Below are 16,371 nucleotides of genomic sequence, written 5' to 3'. Positions count from 1 at the left end.
GCTTCCCTATTACATAGACATGCCGCTATTTTCTTTCATCTTCATATATTGGACCACAGCACCGAATGCTGCTGGCTCCGCTGTTTGTACATGAAAATCAGGATAATCAGCTTGAAGCTTGTTTCTAACATATTCTCCACTTCCACGTGGTGCTAAACACATGACAGTAGGACCAGCTCCACTCAACGCAGCCCCATATGCACCATAATCTTGAATGTTATCCATTATACTTAGTAGGCCTGGCACTAGTTTTGCTCGGTATGGGTGATGAAACACATCGCGTCCCATCATTTTACCTGCCAGTTCCCAGTCTTCTTTCAAGAGTGCTGCCACTAAAACATTGCTGACAGAACTACCACGAATCGAATGATGGTACTCCAACTGCTCAGGCAAAATACCACGCGCTTTTTTTGTCATTAACTCGGAATCCGGAACGGCCATTACTAAATCAACGTCTGGCACACCACAATGAACCATGTTTGTATCTTCATCTGTATGCGTCCCGACAATTAATCCTCCGTAAAGACAAGGTCCGACGTTATCCGGGTGTCCTTCCCACAAACTCGCAAACCTCATTTTTTCTTCTTTTGTTAAAGAGGCACCTGTCAGCTGATCTGTTAGTTCAATCGCAGCTATAATCGCTGCTGCACTGCTGCCTAATCCGCGCGCAAGTGGAATATCACTGGTCATCTTGACTTCACATGGTGGAAGATCCATTCCAAGCTGTCTAGCCAGTTCTTCTGCCACTTGATAAACAAGATTATCTTTTCCTTCAGCAATTCCATCTAATTCGGAAGAAGTGGAAGAAAAACTCCATTCTGCTGCTTTTTCTGCCTCTAAAGTCAAAAATCGGTTAACCGCCAGACCGATAGAATCAAAGCCTGGCCCTAGATTAGCAGAACTAGCCGGAACAGTGATGACCATTTTTTCACCTTCCACCTGCAACACCACCTTTTAATTTTTCAAGAAAGGCTTCCTCACTATTCGGCAGAACTGTTGGTTTTACCGTTACTGTATCAATCGCAGTACTTGGATCTTTTAATCCATTTCCAGTTAAAACACAAACGACTTTTGACCCTTTAGCAATAGTACCGTTTTCTAATTGTTTCTTTAGTCCAGCCATGGATGCACACGAGGCAGGTTCAGCAAACACTCCTTCTTTTTGGGCAAGAAGTTGATAAGCTTCCAAAATTTCATCATCAGTCACGTAGCTGATTTCGCCGTTCGATTCGGTTGCCGCATCAACAGCTTTACTCCAGCTTGCAGGGTTTCCGATACGAATTGCTGTAGCAACCGTTTCTGGTTCTTCAATGACTTTATCTTGTACTATCGCAGCAGCACCTTCCGCTTCAAAACCGCGCATTTGTGGAAGACCGGTATTTTTTTGCTCGTGATACTCTTTGAATCCTTTCCAATACGCGGTGATATTCCCGGCGTTTCCAACTGGTATCGCTAAAATATCAGGGGCTTCTCCCAATGCGTCACATACTTCAAACGCCGATGTTTTTTGCCCTTCAATGCGGTAAGGGTTAACGGAGTTGACAAGCGTTATATTTTCTTTCTCACTGATTGAACGTACAATCTCGAGAGCGTTATCGAAGTTACCTTGAATTTCAAATACTTCCGCTCCGTACATAACAGCTTGGGCTAGTTTTCCAAGTGCTATTTTCCCTTCAGGTATTACAACGATGCAACGAAGACCAGCTCTTGCAGCATAAGCAGCAGCGGAGGCAGAAGTATTACCTGTAGATGCACAAATAATCGCCTTACTGCCTTCCTCTTTCGCTTTGGCAACAGCCATCACCATTCCCCGATCTTTAAAAGAACCAGTGGGGTTAATCCCTTCGGTTTTTACGTAAATGTCTGCCCCCCACTCGTCCGATAATTGTTCCAAACGTACCAATGGGGTGTTTCCTTCGTTTAATGTAAGTGATGGTGTTTCTTCATTCACCGGTAAATAATCTTTATAGGCATCAATTAAGCCATTCCAGCTGCTCATGATACTTGTCCTCCCTCTACGCGATAACTGCTTTTAACATCCAGTACAACGTCCATATTTTCAAGTTCTTGATAAATTCTCTCATAAGCGGCTCGATTCGTCATATGAGTAATAATAACCACTTCAGACATAGTATTGTCTTCTTCTTCTAAAGGCCATTGTAATAGCTTATCAAAACCAACATCCTCTTTTGCAAACAAAGAAGTTAAGTCATCAAACGTTCCTGTCTCGTCTTTCACTTGCAAGCGTAAAAAGTATTTAGAAAGGACTTCTTCATTTGCTTGAATAGCTTTCGTGTGAAGTGGTCTGGAAGCAAAACCACTGCCAGCACCTAATTTTAAATTTTTAATAGTTGCTACAAGATCTGATACTATTGCCGTCGCCGTTGGCAAAGATCCCGCTCCCGGTCCATAAAACATCGTTTCTCCTACTGCTTCGCCATGAACATATACAGCATTGTACTCGTTTTGGACAGAAGCGAGCGGGTGATCATTAGGGAGTAACATTGGCTGCACGGTCAACTCTACTCGTTCTTCGGTCCGCTTTGCCAAACCGATTAATTTCAATGTGTATCCTAATTGGTTACAATAATCCATATCATCGGTCGTTACTGTCGTAATACCTTTCAATTCTACGTCATCCAACTCGACATTCATAGAAAAGCCAAGTCGCGCCAATATGGCTATTTTTCGTGCTGCGTCTAATCCTTCAACGTCCGAAGTAGGATCGCTTTCAGCAAATCCTAATTCTTGGGCTTCCGCTAACACTTCTTCATAATCTCTTTCTTCTTGCGCCATTTTTGTTAAGATATAGTTCGTTGTACCATTAACAATTCCCATCATTTGAGTAATTCTGTCAGACGCCAATCCTTCAGTGATACCTCTAATAACAGGTATACCACCTGCAACGCTTGCTTCATAAAACAAGCAGCACTCATTTTCCTCAGCCTTTGTCAGTAATTCTGTGCCGTGCAGTGCCATTAAGTCTTTATTAGCAGTTACCACATGTTTTTTGTTTTGTATTGCTTGAAGGATGTAATCACGGGCCTCTGTTATTCCACCCATAACTTCAATTACAACGTCTATTTCCGGATCCTCTATTACATCAGCCGCTTTTTCGGTTAAAATCAAATGGCTTGTGTCCAGATTACGTTCTTTTGTTTTGTTATTTACGAGAACTTTGCTCACTGACACCGCACTTCCCGTTTGGTGTTGCAATTCCTGTTGGTGTTCATCAATAATCTGAATGACTCCACTTCCCACTGTTCCCAGACCTAATAGACCGATATTTATTTGTTCCATTCTCTCTCACCTCTCGCTGACTGCTGCATTTCTTTTTATATTATGATTTATTTCATCTTGTGTTTGCTAGGGAAACAAATGTCTTTATATAATGGACATTATATAAGGTTATTCATTATTTTACAAGGGAAACGATAAGAATTATAAGAAAGATACATCTCTGCCTAAAAGCCAATCCGGCAATTTTTGAAAATGATATGGAAAGATTTCTTTCAGTGAGGAAATATGTTCCAGCCGAGTTCCTTCTTTTTCCCATGATTGTTCTAAATGATACAAAGTTTCTTCCATTGCTCCTATGTTCTCTCGTAAATACGTTTGTTCCATTTGTTCGAGATAATAATAAGGAAATAACAAACGACCTATTATTAAATCCCAACCAAACGATGTTACTTGGTTATACCGTTCATAATTTTGTACAAAGCTTTCGATTTGTGTGTGTGAATAGCCTTGTTCCATCGCATGCCTCATCCATTCTGCTATATCCCGGGTCGGGTGATCATACAACCAATCTGATGGTAATTTAATTGGTCGTGTATTTGGGGCTATCGTCACCCATGCTGCAGGAGTGTAACAAAAGTGACTAATACAACCAGCTTCTTCTGTTCTTTCATGAACCGGAATTGCTTTTAACCACTGTATTGCATTTTCTGTCATCCCTAAATAATAAGGGAATGTTTTGATAAACCAACGGTCCATGAGCGAAAATGCGGGTTTTGTTTTTACGCTTTGATACCAGTTTTCCAACTGGTCCAGCCTTTTCTCCCACCACTCACTCCAACGCTGCACAAACAACTCGGAAGAGACAGGTGGAAACATGACCATTCCTCGATTGTGAAATTTCGCCAATTCTCTGCCATTATATTCTTCTGTACCGTCGTCTCTTGTTTTTTCGACATACAGTTGGAATAATAGTTGTTTTTCTCCATCTAGTGTTATCGAACGGTTTTTTTGTATGGAAGGAATAAACAGCGCAACCGTTTCATCCCCCTGCCTCATCATTTGGGCCCATTGTAACTTTTCTTCCCACACTGACGTGTTTTCTTGGCTTTCAGGTACGAAAAGATAATTAGCATCTTTTGTAGCAAATCCAGTATAACGACCGACCTGAAACTGTTCCTCCATATACAAACCGTAATAATCGTACACCATTCTCTGCATCATAAATATTCCCTCCTGTCATACTGTTATTTGATTGTATGACAGAGAGAAGTTTGATACCCCTGTAGCTGCTTTGAAAAATGATAAAAAGTAATAATGGATGACAAGCCTGTTGATTAACCAAATATATACAACGTTTTCGTTTGGCTCCGCCCTTTCCTGCTCGCTTTCCGCGGGCGTCGCCTCAGCTACCGGGAAAACCACCCGATTATCTTCGGCTGACGCTTCTCCCGCTGGAGTCGAGCAGACGGCACTGCCAAACGAAAAACAGGGATTAAGAGCGCTTTGATCGCTGTTTTTGAGGACAATAAAGCCTTTTTATAGGGCGGAAAATGGTAAATCAACAGGCGTAAATGGATGGACGAATTACATATCCCATTCACACAGAGAAGAAATTGCATAAGTCGGCGCAGTTGGCTTTTCGTCAAGCTCTTCAGTTAAAGTAACGCCTGTCCCAACATGAATCGTGTCTAAACCGGCATTAATTCCTGCTTTTATATCTGTATCGTAATTATCGCCAACGACAACTGTTTCTTCCGGTTTCAGCCCTAGTATTTCCACTGCTTGTTCAATCATAATTGTCTCAGGTTTACCTATAAATACAGGTTCTGTGCCAGTAGATATGGAAATAACGGACGTCAACGCTCCATTTCCAGGCAAAAACCCTCTTTCAGAAGGCAGAGCAACGTCTGCATTCGTACTGACAAAGTGAGCCCCATTTCTAACAGCGAGACAAGCATTTGCTAATTTTTGATATGTTACGCTGCGGTCCATGCCAATTACGACAAAACCCGGATTTTCTTCTTCTTCCACGATACCAACCTCTTCTATCGCTTTTCTTAGACCATTTTCTCCAATCACATAAGCACTTTGTTTGACTGCACGATTGGACAAATAAGTAGCTGCCGATAAACTGGTTGTCAGCACATGAGATTCTTCACACGGAACGTCCATGCTTTGCAGTTTTTTGGCCACATCCGCCGGTGTTGCAGAAGAATTATTAGTTACAAATAAATAAGGTATCCCTTTTGATTCGAGTTTTCTGACAAACGAACCCGCTTCAGGAATCGGTTCTGTCCCACGGTACATCGTACCATCTAAATCAATTAAGTAGCCTTTATATGATTTCAACCTTTTAGTCCTCCTCTGACGTTTTGTTGTCATTCGGCAAAAAAGCAGATACAGGGCCCAATTCGTTTTCTAAATAATAACGAACGTGCGCCGGAAACTGCTCAACAGACTTACTGTGTGTCGTTAAAACATCCTGAAGCACTCCATAATCAATATTATAATACTCTTGCACTAATTTTTTACGAAGTCTTATGACCTGTTTTAAACCTTCTACGTCTTGTTCAGGTACCACTTTTTCATCATGAAGGATATCTATAATATCTTCATATCCTCCAGGGTCTCTCATAATGAAGCCATCAATCACTTGATTGCCTGTATCTGTTATAGCTTCAATCCAGCCTTGCGTGATTCGTTCTAGTGCCAATTGTTCCTTCTTTGTTTTGGCCTCCGTTACTTCCGGAAATACGGAAGCAAGTTCTTCTATATATGTAAGAATATGTTCAATTTTTTTTCGATCGACAAAATACAAATGTAAAGCCCCCTATTCGCTAAAATATCCTGTCCTCTAGTATATCATATGAATGGAACATACTCTTTTTTAAAAGTTGTTATCCAAAATATCTTTTCTTATGGTAGGATAAATGACGGAATTGTTTTTTCATTTTTACGGATTTTATTTTCTTTTAGGAGGATATAACGTTGGATAGAGAATTAGCTCTAGAAATTGTACGCGTAACAGAAGCTGCTGCTATCGCTTCTGCCCAATGGCTTGGCCGGGGAGAAAAAATCGAAGCCGATGATGCTGCCACTACCGCCATGAGAACGATGTTTGACTCCGTAAGTTGTCAAGGAACGGTTGTAATAGGTGAAGGAGAAAAAGATGAAGCACCGATGCTCTACATTGGCGAAGAAGTCGGCAGTGATAACGGACCAGAAGTGGATATTGCCGTCGATCCATTAGAAGGCACAAATATTGTTGCAAGTGGGCGTTCTAATGCAATGGCTGTTATTGCAGTAGCAGACCGAGGAACCTTACTACATGCGCCAGACATGTACATGGAAAAACTTGTCGTTGGCCCAAAAGCCGCTGGTCTTGTTCGAATTGATGATCCAATCGAAAAAACAATAGATATTGTCGCAAAGATGACTAATAAACGAGTACGTGATTTAACGATTATTATTCAAGACCGAGACCGTCATCAAGATATTGTCGATCGCGTACGTGCAAAAGGCGCAAGAGTTAAATTATTTGGGGATGGAGATGTTGGAGCTTCCATAGCAACAGCCCTTCCACACACTGGGATTGACTTATTTGTAGGTATCGGTGGAGCGCCTGAAGGAGTTATTTCAGCAGCTGCCATCAAAGCATTAGGTGGTGACATGCAGGGCCGCCTTGCCCCACGCAATGAACATGAAGAAGAGCGCTGCCGGGAAATGGGATTGGAAAATACATCTAATGTCTTAACCCTAGATGACCTTGTCAAAGGCGACGATGCCATTTTTGCCGCTTCGGGAGTTTCGTCAGGAGAACTGCTCGAAGGTGTTCGTTTTCTTGGAGGAGACTTGACAGAAACAGATTCGATTGTCATGCGTGCGAAAACTCGAACTGTCCGCTACATTAAAGCACACCATCACCTTGATCACAAGCCGCATCTTGTCATGGAAGAAGACGATTAACGATGTTTTGGAAAATGATACATGCTATATATTTAAAAAAGAAGTGGGGAATATAGAACAGAGGAGGGATAAGGGTGAAAGGGAGATATAAAAAATATCGTGAAGCCCATGAATCAGCCACTTATGAAGACTTTGCCAACGTAGAAGTGAGTCGTGAATATGTGCTGCCGGAAACGTTTCCAGAAGGTCCCTATGGTTCTCCCATTGAAAGAGAACCCGGCAAAAGCACACCCTGGAAAGAAGGACAGCGATCTTACAGTGCCTTTAATTACGAAAACAAAGACCTTCATAATGATAACCCGAGACATTATCCAAATGCTCATCCTGTTCATTCCTATGCTCAAAAAAAATAAACTAATTATAAAAACTCTCCCATCTGCCAAAAGCAGCGGGAGAGTTTTTATTCTTCTTCTCTTATTTTTCTCAAAACAAAATAAGCGCATCCAAAATTGCAGTATTCCAATAAATAATCCTGCAGTGTACTGATTTTTGAATCAAACGATACTTTCTTACGGGAATCATCAAAAAAACCACGTAGCCTTAGTTGACTATGACCCCAATCGCCAACAATATAATCATATTTATTAAGTACTTCACTATAACGTTCTGTAAAAACATCCTCATCCCAACCGTCACGGTTTTCTTCCACTAATTCAAATTGTTGATCTTGAATTTCAATCACGGTAAACACCTCACCTTATCTATCCCATTGTAGCATATGACGTTTTTTTCATCGATATTTCCGCGAATTCCCACCTTAATTTACTACAGAATGAGACATACTACGACTAGTACGAAAGAAGAAAAGGAGGCAAATATCTTGAAGAATACTGCTTTTATTTTAGTCTTCATTCTCTTGCTCCAAGGATGTGCAGGCATTACAAATACAGAAAAAGAAGATTTAAGTGCGGAATACGGACCGGAAAATGCTCTTGATTATATCTCTAATGATAAAGACGGAGAAATAAAGCCGGAGGATGGAAATCGGTTTGGGTACGGCCGAAGTGTTTTTAATGATAATGATTTAGACGAAGACATGTCGATGCATGATTTAATTGATCGTCAACGTATTGCCGAAGGTCTCAGTAACATAATTGCTCGGTCCCCAGAAGTGGAAGAAGCCGGGGTTTTAGTAACTAACGAATATGCCCTTGCCGCATTTAAAACCGATAGAGATGACACGCAAGAAGTCGCAAAACACGTTAAAATGATGGTAGAAGCGGCCGTTCCTTATTTTTTCATTACTGTTGTAACAGACAATGAAAACATGATTGAAGATATTGAATCCTACAAAGGGATGCGTGCTCGTTCCGTCGAAGGACGCCAGTCTATAGAAAAAGTCGTTGAAAGCATGCGCAATATGACGGAGCAGCCTGTCACACCAAAGGAAAAGGCCGAATCCTACACGATGTAGGAAAATCGGCCTTTTTTCTACTGGGAGATTGGGGTGTCTTGCTAAGTCACTCCAGGCTGCAGGCAACCCCTACATCCTTTCAGGGCGCTTGTGCTTTTCTTATTAAGCGTACTTATTAGCTTCTTCATGTACTTGTGCTTCATTCACCTGCTCATCAGCGTGATACGAAGAACGGACAAGTGGACCAGATTCACAATGACTGAATCCTTTTTGCATCGCAATTTCTTTTAATTCAGCAAACTCATCTGGGGTATAATACTTTTGTACTTTTAGATGTTTTTTGGTTGGCTGAAGATATTGGCCAATAGTCATTATATTAACATTGTGGGCACGCAAATCATCCATCGTTTCTATAATTTCTTCCTTGGTCTCTCCCAATCCTACCATTAGGCTGGACTTCGTTGGAATGTCAGGATGCAATTCCTTTGACTGTTTAAGGAAATTCAATGTTCTTTCGTATGTAGCTCTGGCTCGTACTTTAGGTGTTAATCGACGCACCGTTTCGATGTTGTGATTTAATATATTCGGGCGTGCTTCCATTAATATTTCAAGGTTTTCATCCCGTCCCATCATATCCGATGGAAGTACTTCAATCGTGCACATAGGGTTGCGGCGTCTGATAGCACGCACGGTTTCGGCAAATACTGCTGAACCACCATCTTTCAGGTCGTCTCTTGCAACAGCTGTAATAACGACGTGTTTAAGACCCATTTGCTCTACAGACTCGGCAACACGCTCTGGCTCTCCCCAATCCAATTCGTTTGGTAACCCTGTTTTCACAGCACAAAAGCGGCAACCTCTTGTACATATATCACCTAGAATCATAAAAGTCGCCGTTTTTCGTTCTCCCCAACATTCGTGGATGTTTGGGCACCTCGCTTCTTCACAAACGGTATGCAGGTTTTTTTCCCGCATCATTTTTTTCAACCCTTTATATGACTCATTCGTGTTTAATTTAATTTTTAACCAATCCGGCTTACGGAGATATTCTTCTGTTTTGGCCAACCTTTATCACTCCTATTTTTCTAATCTATAAGGGGAATTCCCTGTAGGTAACTATTTCTATATTCCTCTATACTTTAACATGTCTTGTACCGGACCGCCAACTGTCTAGTTTATTTCCAGTGATTGTCATAGTAAAAAAACAAGAGGAAGACATACTACAATTAGAATATAAAAAAGGACCGGTTGTACATGAAAAAACAATTAATAATAATGCTTCTATTACTATTATTTATCGCTCTCCCCCATGCTTCTGCCGCCGCTGATAAATCGGCAGAAGACATATACGCAGAACGAATGTCATTGTATAAAAAAATGGAAACCATGACGCAAATTCCTTGGTATTGGCTTGCTGGTGTCGATGCGTATGAAAAAGGGCTTCGTCGTGCCAGAAACGATCGAGAAGAAGCAAAAGGAGTCATAAATATTTACTATTCCCCTAAGGAATGGTCTGGCCCGCTGAACCCTAATATGGAGGAAGATAACCCGACTGCTATTTCTATGTTTGACGGTGTTGGTCTCGACGGGAATGAGAATGGGAAAGCTTCTCTAAAAGAGGATGCAGACGTATTATATACATTTGCCAATTATCTTGCGGAATACGGTTTTGACGATAACAATATCCAACTTGGCCTGTGGGAATATTACAAACGAGACCAAGCGATAAACATTATTACAGGACATGCCCGGATTTATCGAAAATACGGTACACTGGATTTGGACGATCATGCTTTTCCTGTGCCATTGAATTATAATTACAGTTACCGCAGTACGTGGGGAGATACAAGAGGATGGGGTGGACGTCGCATTCATGAAGGAACCGATATTTTTGCAGGGTATCGTACACCTGCGCGGGCGACATCTTATGGAGTAGTCGAATTAAAAGGTTGGAACAAATACGGAGGCTGGCGTCTCGGCATTCGGGATCTTACAAATACGTATCATTACTATGGTCATTTAACTAGTTACGAAGAAGGTTTAGAAAAAGGTGATATTGTAGCCCCCGGTGATACGATAGGCTACGTCGGAAGTACCGGTTACGGAAAACCCGGTACTGAAGGGAAATTCCCACCCCACTTGCACTACGGGATGTATCGAGATAATGGTTACAGTGAGTGGTCGTTTGATCCTTATCCTTCCTTAAAATCGTGGGAAAAGGGAGAACGTAACAACGAATAGATTCTGTTCCAGGATTGGATAACGACAAATGAGTGAAAAAGGAGCTGTATCAAAAGGTACAGCTCCTTTCTATAACAAAGAGAATTTAACCATGGGCAGAAGCGGAAGGCGGCTCTGCCCGCGGCAAAGGAGACACGGTGATCCGCAGGGAGCCGATGTCGCTCTTATGCTCTGGAGTGAAAGCGTCCACCTGCAGCGCATGCCCTAAATGTTAAAAGCATTTTTTGGCTAGTAGTAGACTTTTGATACAGCCCCTTCCTTTAGTGGTCTGCGCTTCATACAAGACGCTTTCCACTGACATGGTCTTAGCCTTACTTCCACAAAACTCCACATTTTATAAAAAAGGAGACATCTCATTTTTGAGACATCTCCTTTTCATACATTATTTTTTTTGCTTGGCCACCTTGCGCGCATAAACAACGCTTGCGGTGAGGCCACCCCAAATAATGAGCATACCGAGTATCATCATAAAAATTGCACTACCTGTCATAATTAACTCGCCTCCTCATCGGTTTCGGGCTTATTCTTCCAACGGATAAACATGAAGATAACACCTATAATCAAGGCTAACGCTGCCACAAGCCATCCGTTTAACAAGATAAACATATCCGGATAACCTTCATAGTTTCCATTGTCCGTCTCAAATAGCTTCAGTAAGTTTTGACGGAATAGATCAAACATCATATAACCGAGTACTAGTGGTGTGATGATGCCAAGACATATTTTCCACCAAACACCCACACGAATATCCGAAACAGAGTTTGCGTGCTGTTGAAAATCGTTAAGTTTACGCATGAACCAAGCAATAGTTACAACTTCCACAAGACCGAGTAATGCTACACCAAATTGATTGATAAAATAATCGGCCGCATCTAAGAAGTTAATACCACCTCTTGTTGCATAAACTAGAGAAATCACAGCAGCCAGTCCACCGCCGAAAGTAACAGCTTTTGCCCTTGATATGCCTAGTTTTTCTGAAATACCTTTTACATACGTTTCTGTAATAGAAATAAGCGAAGACAATCCGGCTAACACGAGCGAAGCGAAGAATAAGAAACCGAACAGACCGCTTAGTGCTGGAAATTCATTAATGATTTGCGGCAGTACAATAAACGCAAGACCAATACCGCCATCTACAACTTCATCAACAGACGTTCCTGCTTGAGTTGCCATAAATCCAAGGGCACCAAAAATACCAATTCCGGCAAGCAACTCAAAACTAGAGTTACTGAACCCTGTGATAAAGGCATTATTTGTAATATCCGATTTTTTCGGAAGATAACTCGAATACGTAATCATAATTGCAAACGCAATCGATAAACTGAAGAAAATTTGACCATATGCAGCTACCCACACGCCTCCTGAAGTGATCGCATTAAAATCAGGTTCGAAAAAGGCTTGAAGACCTGCTGCAGCCCCAGGTAAAGTAACGGCGCGAATAACAATAATGATAAATATAACAACAAGTGTCGGAATAAAAATCCGATTCGCCATTTCAATACCCTTTTTCACACCTCGGAAAAGTACGCCAAGTGTAACCAGCCATACGATAATAAGCGGGATAAGTACGCCCGGTACGAGGCCTCCAAATTGACCAGGATCTGTTGCCTGTAAATAATCCCCTGTTAAAAATCCTGCCGTATCTGAGCCCCATTCCAAGTTAAAGGAAAAGATACTGTAGGACATAGCCCACGCAATAATAACGGAATAATAGGTGGATATGATAAACGAAACGACCACCATCCACCAGCCAATCCATTCTGATTTCTTACCCATTTTTGCATAACTTAACGGCGCTGATCCGCGGTATTTATGACCTATCGTAAATTCCAAAATCAAAAGCGGAATCCCAGCCGTAAGCAATGCAAATAGGTACGGGATAAAAAACGCGCCGCCGCCGTTTTCAAATGCTGTCGCCGGAAAACGCCATATATTACCCAATCCGACAGCGGAACCAACGGCTGCTAGTATAAAACCGGCACGTGTTCCCCATTGCTCTCTCATACTCATGGGTCACTGAACTCCTTTCTTGTGTACGACATATCCAATATTGAATATTCAGAATAATGCCCTCTAATTATTTATACTTCACGAAAAACGTAAAGAAAAGCCCTGTCCCTCCTCTCTTGCAACTTTTGTCTGATAATTCATTGTTTTATTGTAATTTTTAAACTTACATTTGTCAAAAAATATATGTCACTCATTTTCATTTTCTTGTAAAATATTTTCTTCCGGATTTTCTTCTTGCTGAGGGGCTTCCGGATCTTCCACTTCCGCATCCGCTTCCTCGTCTAGCACGTTGTCAAAATCTTCTTCTTGAATCACCGCTGGAGATGGCATATCACCGTCCCCCGAGTTATAAAACTCCGGCACTTCGCCAGATATAAATACCATACCTACAGGAATGGAAGTCGAAACCACTTGCGTATCTGTCGCAAATGGAATGACAACCCGGACATCCACTTCAATATCAACAGAAACACGCATATAAGTGTTATTAATTCCTGATTCGTATATCGACTCGCTTAAATTTGCTTTTACATCCCCAATCGCAGTAAAACGGACAGGGACTCTAGGTCCCAGTTGAGCTAATAACGCATTATTTGTAGCCTGACCGAGTGGAATAACATGAATAATCCCTTCTTCTGTAAAATTTTCCGTTTCTAATTCCTGCTCTATTTCTTTAGGCATACCCAATTCTTCTATATTTCCTTGTTCCACCATGTGTAAATATCTTTGCACTCGCAAGACGGCTTCGGACTGGACTAAATTATACATTTCCGAATTAAAGTTCACCGACGTCACGTTTCCTTCGCTATCCGTTTCCATATCAATCATGTCTTCAATATCAATGTACTCGACAATTTTATTAGAAACCGCATCATTAATAGCCTGTGTCGCAATTTTTTGGGTTTCTGTATGCGCAATAGCCATCAAGGTTGGGCGTATGCCTTTCTCAACCAGAACGAGTCCTTGAACGGTAAATAAAATAAATATTAGAAAGGATATAAAAAAAACATACCGGAAAGGGAGCGGTCCTCTTGCCCGTCGTGGAGTATTAAATAATCGTTTTTGTTTCATAAGAACCCCGTCCTCCTTTGCCTGTTTCATTTATATGCAAAGAAGTACGGGTTCAATCATTATTTATGCTTTTCTTTCCAACGTTAGAAATGTGTGGGGATGGTTATTTTTTTCGTCCATCGTCCCTTCGACTTCCTCTAGTTTTTTCCACTCCTCCTCATTCCAAGCTGGAAAATAGGTGTCTCCTGAAAACGTGTCATGAATAATGGTTAAATACATTTTAGAAGCAAGAGCAAACGTTTGTTCAAATATAGTGGCCCCGCCTATTACAAAAATTTCTTCTTCCGAGGGCTCCGTCTGCAGCGATTGAATGTCTTCCACAGAATGCAATACCTCACAACCCTGTGCCTTATAATCTACGTCACTCGTTATAATAATATTGCGCCGGCCGGGAAGCGGTTTTCCAATCGACTCAAAAGTTTTTCTTCCCATAACAATAGGATTGCCGTGAGTTACTTTTTTAAAATGTTTGAGATCATTCGGCAGATACCACGGCATTTTATTGTCAGCACCTATGACTCTTTTCTCGTCCATAGCAGCAACAAAGCTGATAATCATACCGACACCTCTCCTTTAATATGAGGATGTGGGTCATATCCATCGAGCTCAAAATCGTCTATCGTGAATTCAAAAATAGATTCGACATCAGGATTTATCCACATCGTTGGTAGCGGACGTGGGTCTCTTGTTAACTGCTTTTTCACTTGCTCTACGTGATTCAGATAAATATGCGCATCTCCAAATGTATGTATAAATTCAGATGCTTTCAAGCCGCACACCTGTGCAATCATTTTAGTCAAAAGAGCGTAGGAGGCGATATTAAACGGTACTCCTAGGAACATATCCGCACTTCGTTGATAGAGCTGACAGGAAAGCTTACCGTCGTGTACATAAAATTGAAAGAGGCAATGACAGGGGGCAAGAGCCATATCTTCTATTTCAGCCACATTCCATGCGCTTACAATCATTCGGCGGGAATCCGGATTATTTTTTATTTGATCAATCACTTGAGAAATCTGGTCTACTATCTTTCCGTCCGCCCCTTCCCAAGAACGCCACTGCTTGCCGTAAATAGGACCTAAATCACCGTTTTCATCCGCCCACTCGTTCCATATCTTTACGTTTCTTTCTTGTAAATATTTGTTGTTCGTATCACCTTTCAAAAACCATAATAGTTCGTGGATGATAGCACGGAGTGGCAGTTTTTTCGTCGTAATAACAGGAAATCCTTCTTCTAAATTAAAACGCATCTGCCAGCCAAACGTACTAATTGTTCCGGTGCCTGTCCTATCTTTTTTTTCGATTCCGTTATCAAGTATATGTTTACACAAGTGTAAGTATTGTTCCATACTATCGCTGCCTTTCTTCCGATATGGTTATTCTATATCTTCGTATGTTTCACTACCGGTAATCGTAATATTTGTTTTGAGTAATAAATCAATGTCATAAGGTTCGGATACAGTCTCCCCATTTTCCTCCATCACTCTGACAACCGGCCGATGTGGCAAGTTTTTATTTTGTTTCACAACAACTCCCTTAGAACCATCACTAAGATCGATTTTCATGCCAGACGGATATAAGGCTACCACTTTCTGAAATGCTGCAACCTTTTCATAATCGAATAATGTTCCCGCTCCGCTGTATAAAATCTCTAACCCTTGTGAAGGTAACATAGCGCTTCTATACACTCGATGAGAAGTGACAGCGTCAAATACATCCGCAACCGATATCACTTTCGCGTAGTCGTGCATTTCTTTGTCGGTTAGTCCAGACGGGTAGCCGCTTCCATCCAAACGTTCATGGTGTTGCAACGCACAATGAGCTGCCAGAAGCGGAACATTCGGCATATCTTTCAAAATGTAATAACCATTTTCAGGATGTTTTTTTATCTCCTTAAACTCATCTTCTGTAAGTTTTCCACGTTTATTCAATATTTCTTCCGGCAATTTCATTTTGCCGACATCGTGTAAAATCGCTCCGAGTCCAATTTCTCTTAACTGTTTATCAGAGTAACCAAGCTCCATGGCAAGTCGAAGAGAGTAGATGGTCACCTGTAGAGAATGAGAAAAGACGTAAGAATCAAATAGCATGACATCAGATAACAAAGAGACAGCTTCACTATGACCTTTGACATCATTCAAAACCATATCGACAACATTAGTGAAGTTCTCACTAACTTTTTCTGCCCTCAAGGATGTAGCTAACTTTTCATCTTTTCCAATAACAGTAAATTCCTCTTTCATTGTTTGTAAAGCCTTAACCCTAGTTTCATCACTTAGGGGCTGTTCGACGACTATATCATCAGTCTCACTGTCCTCAATGTATACATATTTAATATGATTTTCATTTAACCGTTTAATCAACCGCGGCGACAGCCCTACCCCTTTATTAAGTAATACTTTCCCATCGTCATTTAATAATGCTTTACCAAGTTTATCGTTCGATTCTAAAGCATCGACTCTTTTCAGTTTCATCTCTCTCCACTCCCT

The 16,371-nt window shown here is 41.3% G+C and carries 18 protein-coding genes; 4 read left to right on the top strand and 14 right to left on the bottom strand.

The window, feature by feature from the left end; all coding sequences use genetic code 11:
• Positions 1–9 precede the first annotated feature (9 nt).
• The 6 genes from thrB to J2S78_RS04010 all read right to left on the bottom strand — a co-directional run bounded on the left by thrB (position 10) and on the right by J2S78_RS04010 (position 6,058).
• Positions 10–939 (bottom strand): homoserine kinase, encoded by a 930-nt coding sequence (thrB, locus tag J2S78_RS04035; protein WP_306896492.1) that lies wholly within the window; start codon positions 937–939, stop codon positions 10–12.
• Positions 929–1,999 (bottom strand): threonine synthase, encoded by a 1,071-nt coding sequence (thrC, locus tag J2S78_RS04030; protein WP_306896491.1) that lies wholly within the window; start codon positions 1,997–1,999, stop codon positions 929–931. The genes thrB and thrC overlap by 11 nt, the downstream gene beginning before the upstream one ends.
• Positions 1,996–3,300 carry a homoserine dehydrogenase gene (locus J2S78_RS04025; protein ID WP_306896489.1) on the bottom strand — a complete coding sequence of 435 codons (1,305 nt, stop codon included), beginning with the start codon at positions 3,298–3,300 and terminating at the stop codon, positions 1,996–1,998. Before J2S78_RS04025 ends, thrC begins: the two co-directional genes overlap by 4 nt.
• 141 nt (positions 3,301–3,441) lie before the next feature.
• Positions 3,442–4,461, bottom strand: coding sequence for a spore coat putative kinase YutH (yutH, locus tag J2S78_RS04020; protein ID WP_306896486.1), 1,020 nt, complete (start codon positions 4,459–4,461; stop codon positions 3,442–3,444).
• Positions 4,462–4,824: 363 nt separating this feature from the next.
• On the bottom strand, positions 4,825–5,589 hold the full coding sequence (locus J2S78_RS04015) for a TIGR01457 family HAD-type hydrolase (RefSeq protein WP_306896484.1): 765 nt from the start codon (positions 5,587–5,589) through the stop codon (positions 4,825–4,827).
• A 4-nt stretch (positions 5,590–5,593) separates the two neighbouring features.
• Complete coding sequence (locus J2S78_RS04010) at positions 5,594–6,058, bottom strand: DUF86 domain-containing protein (protein WP_306896481.1); 465 nt, start codon at positions 6,056–6,058, stop codon at positions 5,594–5,596.
• Positions 6,059–6,228: 170 nt separating this feature from the next.
• Here J2S78_RS04010 and glpX point away from each other — a divergent pair, with 170 nt between their 5' ends.
• Together glpX and J2S78_RS04000 are read left to right on the top strand one after the other, a co-directional pair.
• Positions 6,229–7,206: a class II fructose-bisphosphatase gene (glpX, locus tag J2S78_RS04005; protein ID WP_306896479.1), complete on the top strand. Its 978-nt coding sequence runs from the start codon at positions 6,229–6,231 to the stop codon at positions 7,204–7,206.
• Positions 7,207–7,280: 74 nt separating this feature from the next.
• Positions 7,281–7,559, top strand: a complete 279-nt coding sequence (locus J2S78_RS04000; RefSeq protein WP_306896477.1) for a hypothetical protein — start codon at positions 7,281–7,283, stop codon at positions 7,557–7,559.
• Positions 7,560–7,606: 47 nt separating this feature from the next.
• Here J2S78_RS04000 and J2S78_RS03995 read toward each other — a convergent pair whose 3' ends face one another.
• Positions 7,607–7,888, bottom strand: coding sequence for a YutD family protein (locus tag J2S78_RS03995; RefSeq protein ID WP_370871500.1), 282 nt, complete (start codon positions 7,886–7,888; stop codon positions 7,607–7,609).
• A gap of 138 nt (positions 7,889–8,026) precedes the next feature.
• Between J2S78_RS03995 and J2S78_RS03990 the strand changes: the two genes are divergently transcribed.
• A complete protein-coding gene (locus J2S78_RS03990) occupies positions 8,027–8,620 on the top strand; it encodes a YhcN/YlaJ family sporulation lipoprotein (protein WP_306896473.1) in 594 nt (197 codons plus the stop codon).
• Between the two features lie 102 nt (positions 8,621–8,722).
• Here the strand turns inward: J2S78_RS03990 and lipA are convergent, their stop codons facing one another.
• Positions 8,723–9,625: a lipoyl synthase gene (lipA, locus tag J2S78_RS03985; protein WP_125554954.1), complete on the bottom strand. Its 903-nt coding sequence runs from the start codon at positions 9,623–9,625 to the stop codon at positions 8,723–8,725.
• A gap of 189 nt (positions 9,626–9,814) precedes the next feature.
• On the opposite strand from lipA, the gene J2S78_RS03980 reads away from it, so the two are divergent.
• Positions 9,815–10,801 (top strand): M23 family metallopeptidase, encoded by a 987-nt coding sequence (locus J2S78_RS03980; RefSeq protein WP_306896470.1) that lies wholly within the window; start codon positions 9,815–9,817, stop codon positions 10,799–10,801.
• 382 nt (positions 10,802–11,183) lie between these two features.
• Here J2S78_RS03980 and J2S78_RS03975 read toward each other — a convergent pair whose 3' ends face one another.
• The 6 genes from J2S78_RS03975 to J2S78_RS03950 all read right to left on the bottom strand — a co-directional run bounded on the left by J2S78_RS03975 (position 11,184) and on the right by J2S78_RS03950 (position 16,356).
• Positions 11,184–11,291: a methionine/alanine import family NSS transporter small subunit gene (locus J2S78_RS03975; RefSeq protein ID WP_125554952.1), complete on the bottom strand. Its 108-nt coding sequence runs from the start codon at positions 11,289–11,291 to the stop codon at positions 11,184–11,186.
• 2 nt (positions 11,292–11,293) lie between these two features.
• Positions 11,294–12,811, bottom strand: coding sequence for a sodium-dependent transporter (locus J2S78_RS03970; RefSeq protein ID WP_306896467.1), 1,518 nt, complete (start codon positions 12,809–12,811; stop codon positions 11,294–11,296).
• A 186-nt stretch (positions 12,812–12,997) separates the two neighbouring features.
• Complete coding sequence (gene yunB / locus J2S78_RS03965; RefSeq protein ID WP_306896464.1) at positions 12,998–13,882, bottom strand: sporulation protein YunB; 885 nt, start codon at positions 13,880–13,882, stop codon at positions 12,998–13,000.
• A 63-nt stretch (positions 13,883–13,945) separates the two neighbouring features.
• The gene (locus J2S78_RS03960; protein WP_306896462.1) at positions 13,946–14,440 is read right to left on the bottom strand and encodes a dihydrofolate reductase; all 495 of its coding nucleotides are present in this window, start codon (positions 14,438–14,440) and stop codon (positions 13,946–13,948) included.
• Positions 14,437–15,231, bottom strand: a complete 795-nt coding sequence (locus J2S78_RS03955; RefSeq protein WP_306896460.1) for a thymidylate synthase — start codon at positions 15,229–15,231, stop codon at positions 14,437–14,439. Before J2S78_RS03955 ends, J2S78_RS03960 begins: the two co-directional genes overlap by 4 nt.
• A 27-nt stretch (positions 15,232–15,258) precedes the next feature.
• Complete coding sequence (locus tag J2S78_RS03950) at positions 15,259–16,356, bottom strand: HD-GYP domain-containing protein (protein WP_306896458.1); 1,098 nt, start codon at positions 16,354–16,356, stop codon at positions 15,259–15,261.
• Positions 16,357–16,371 lie beyond the last annotated feature (15 nt).

Source organism: Salibacterium salarium (assembly GCF_030813635.1).
Taxonomy (GTDB): Bacteria; Bacillota; Bacilli; order Bacillales; family Marinococcaceae; genus Salibacterium; species Salibacterium salarium.
This window is presented reverse-complemented; position numbering and strand designations above follow the sequence as displayed.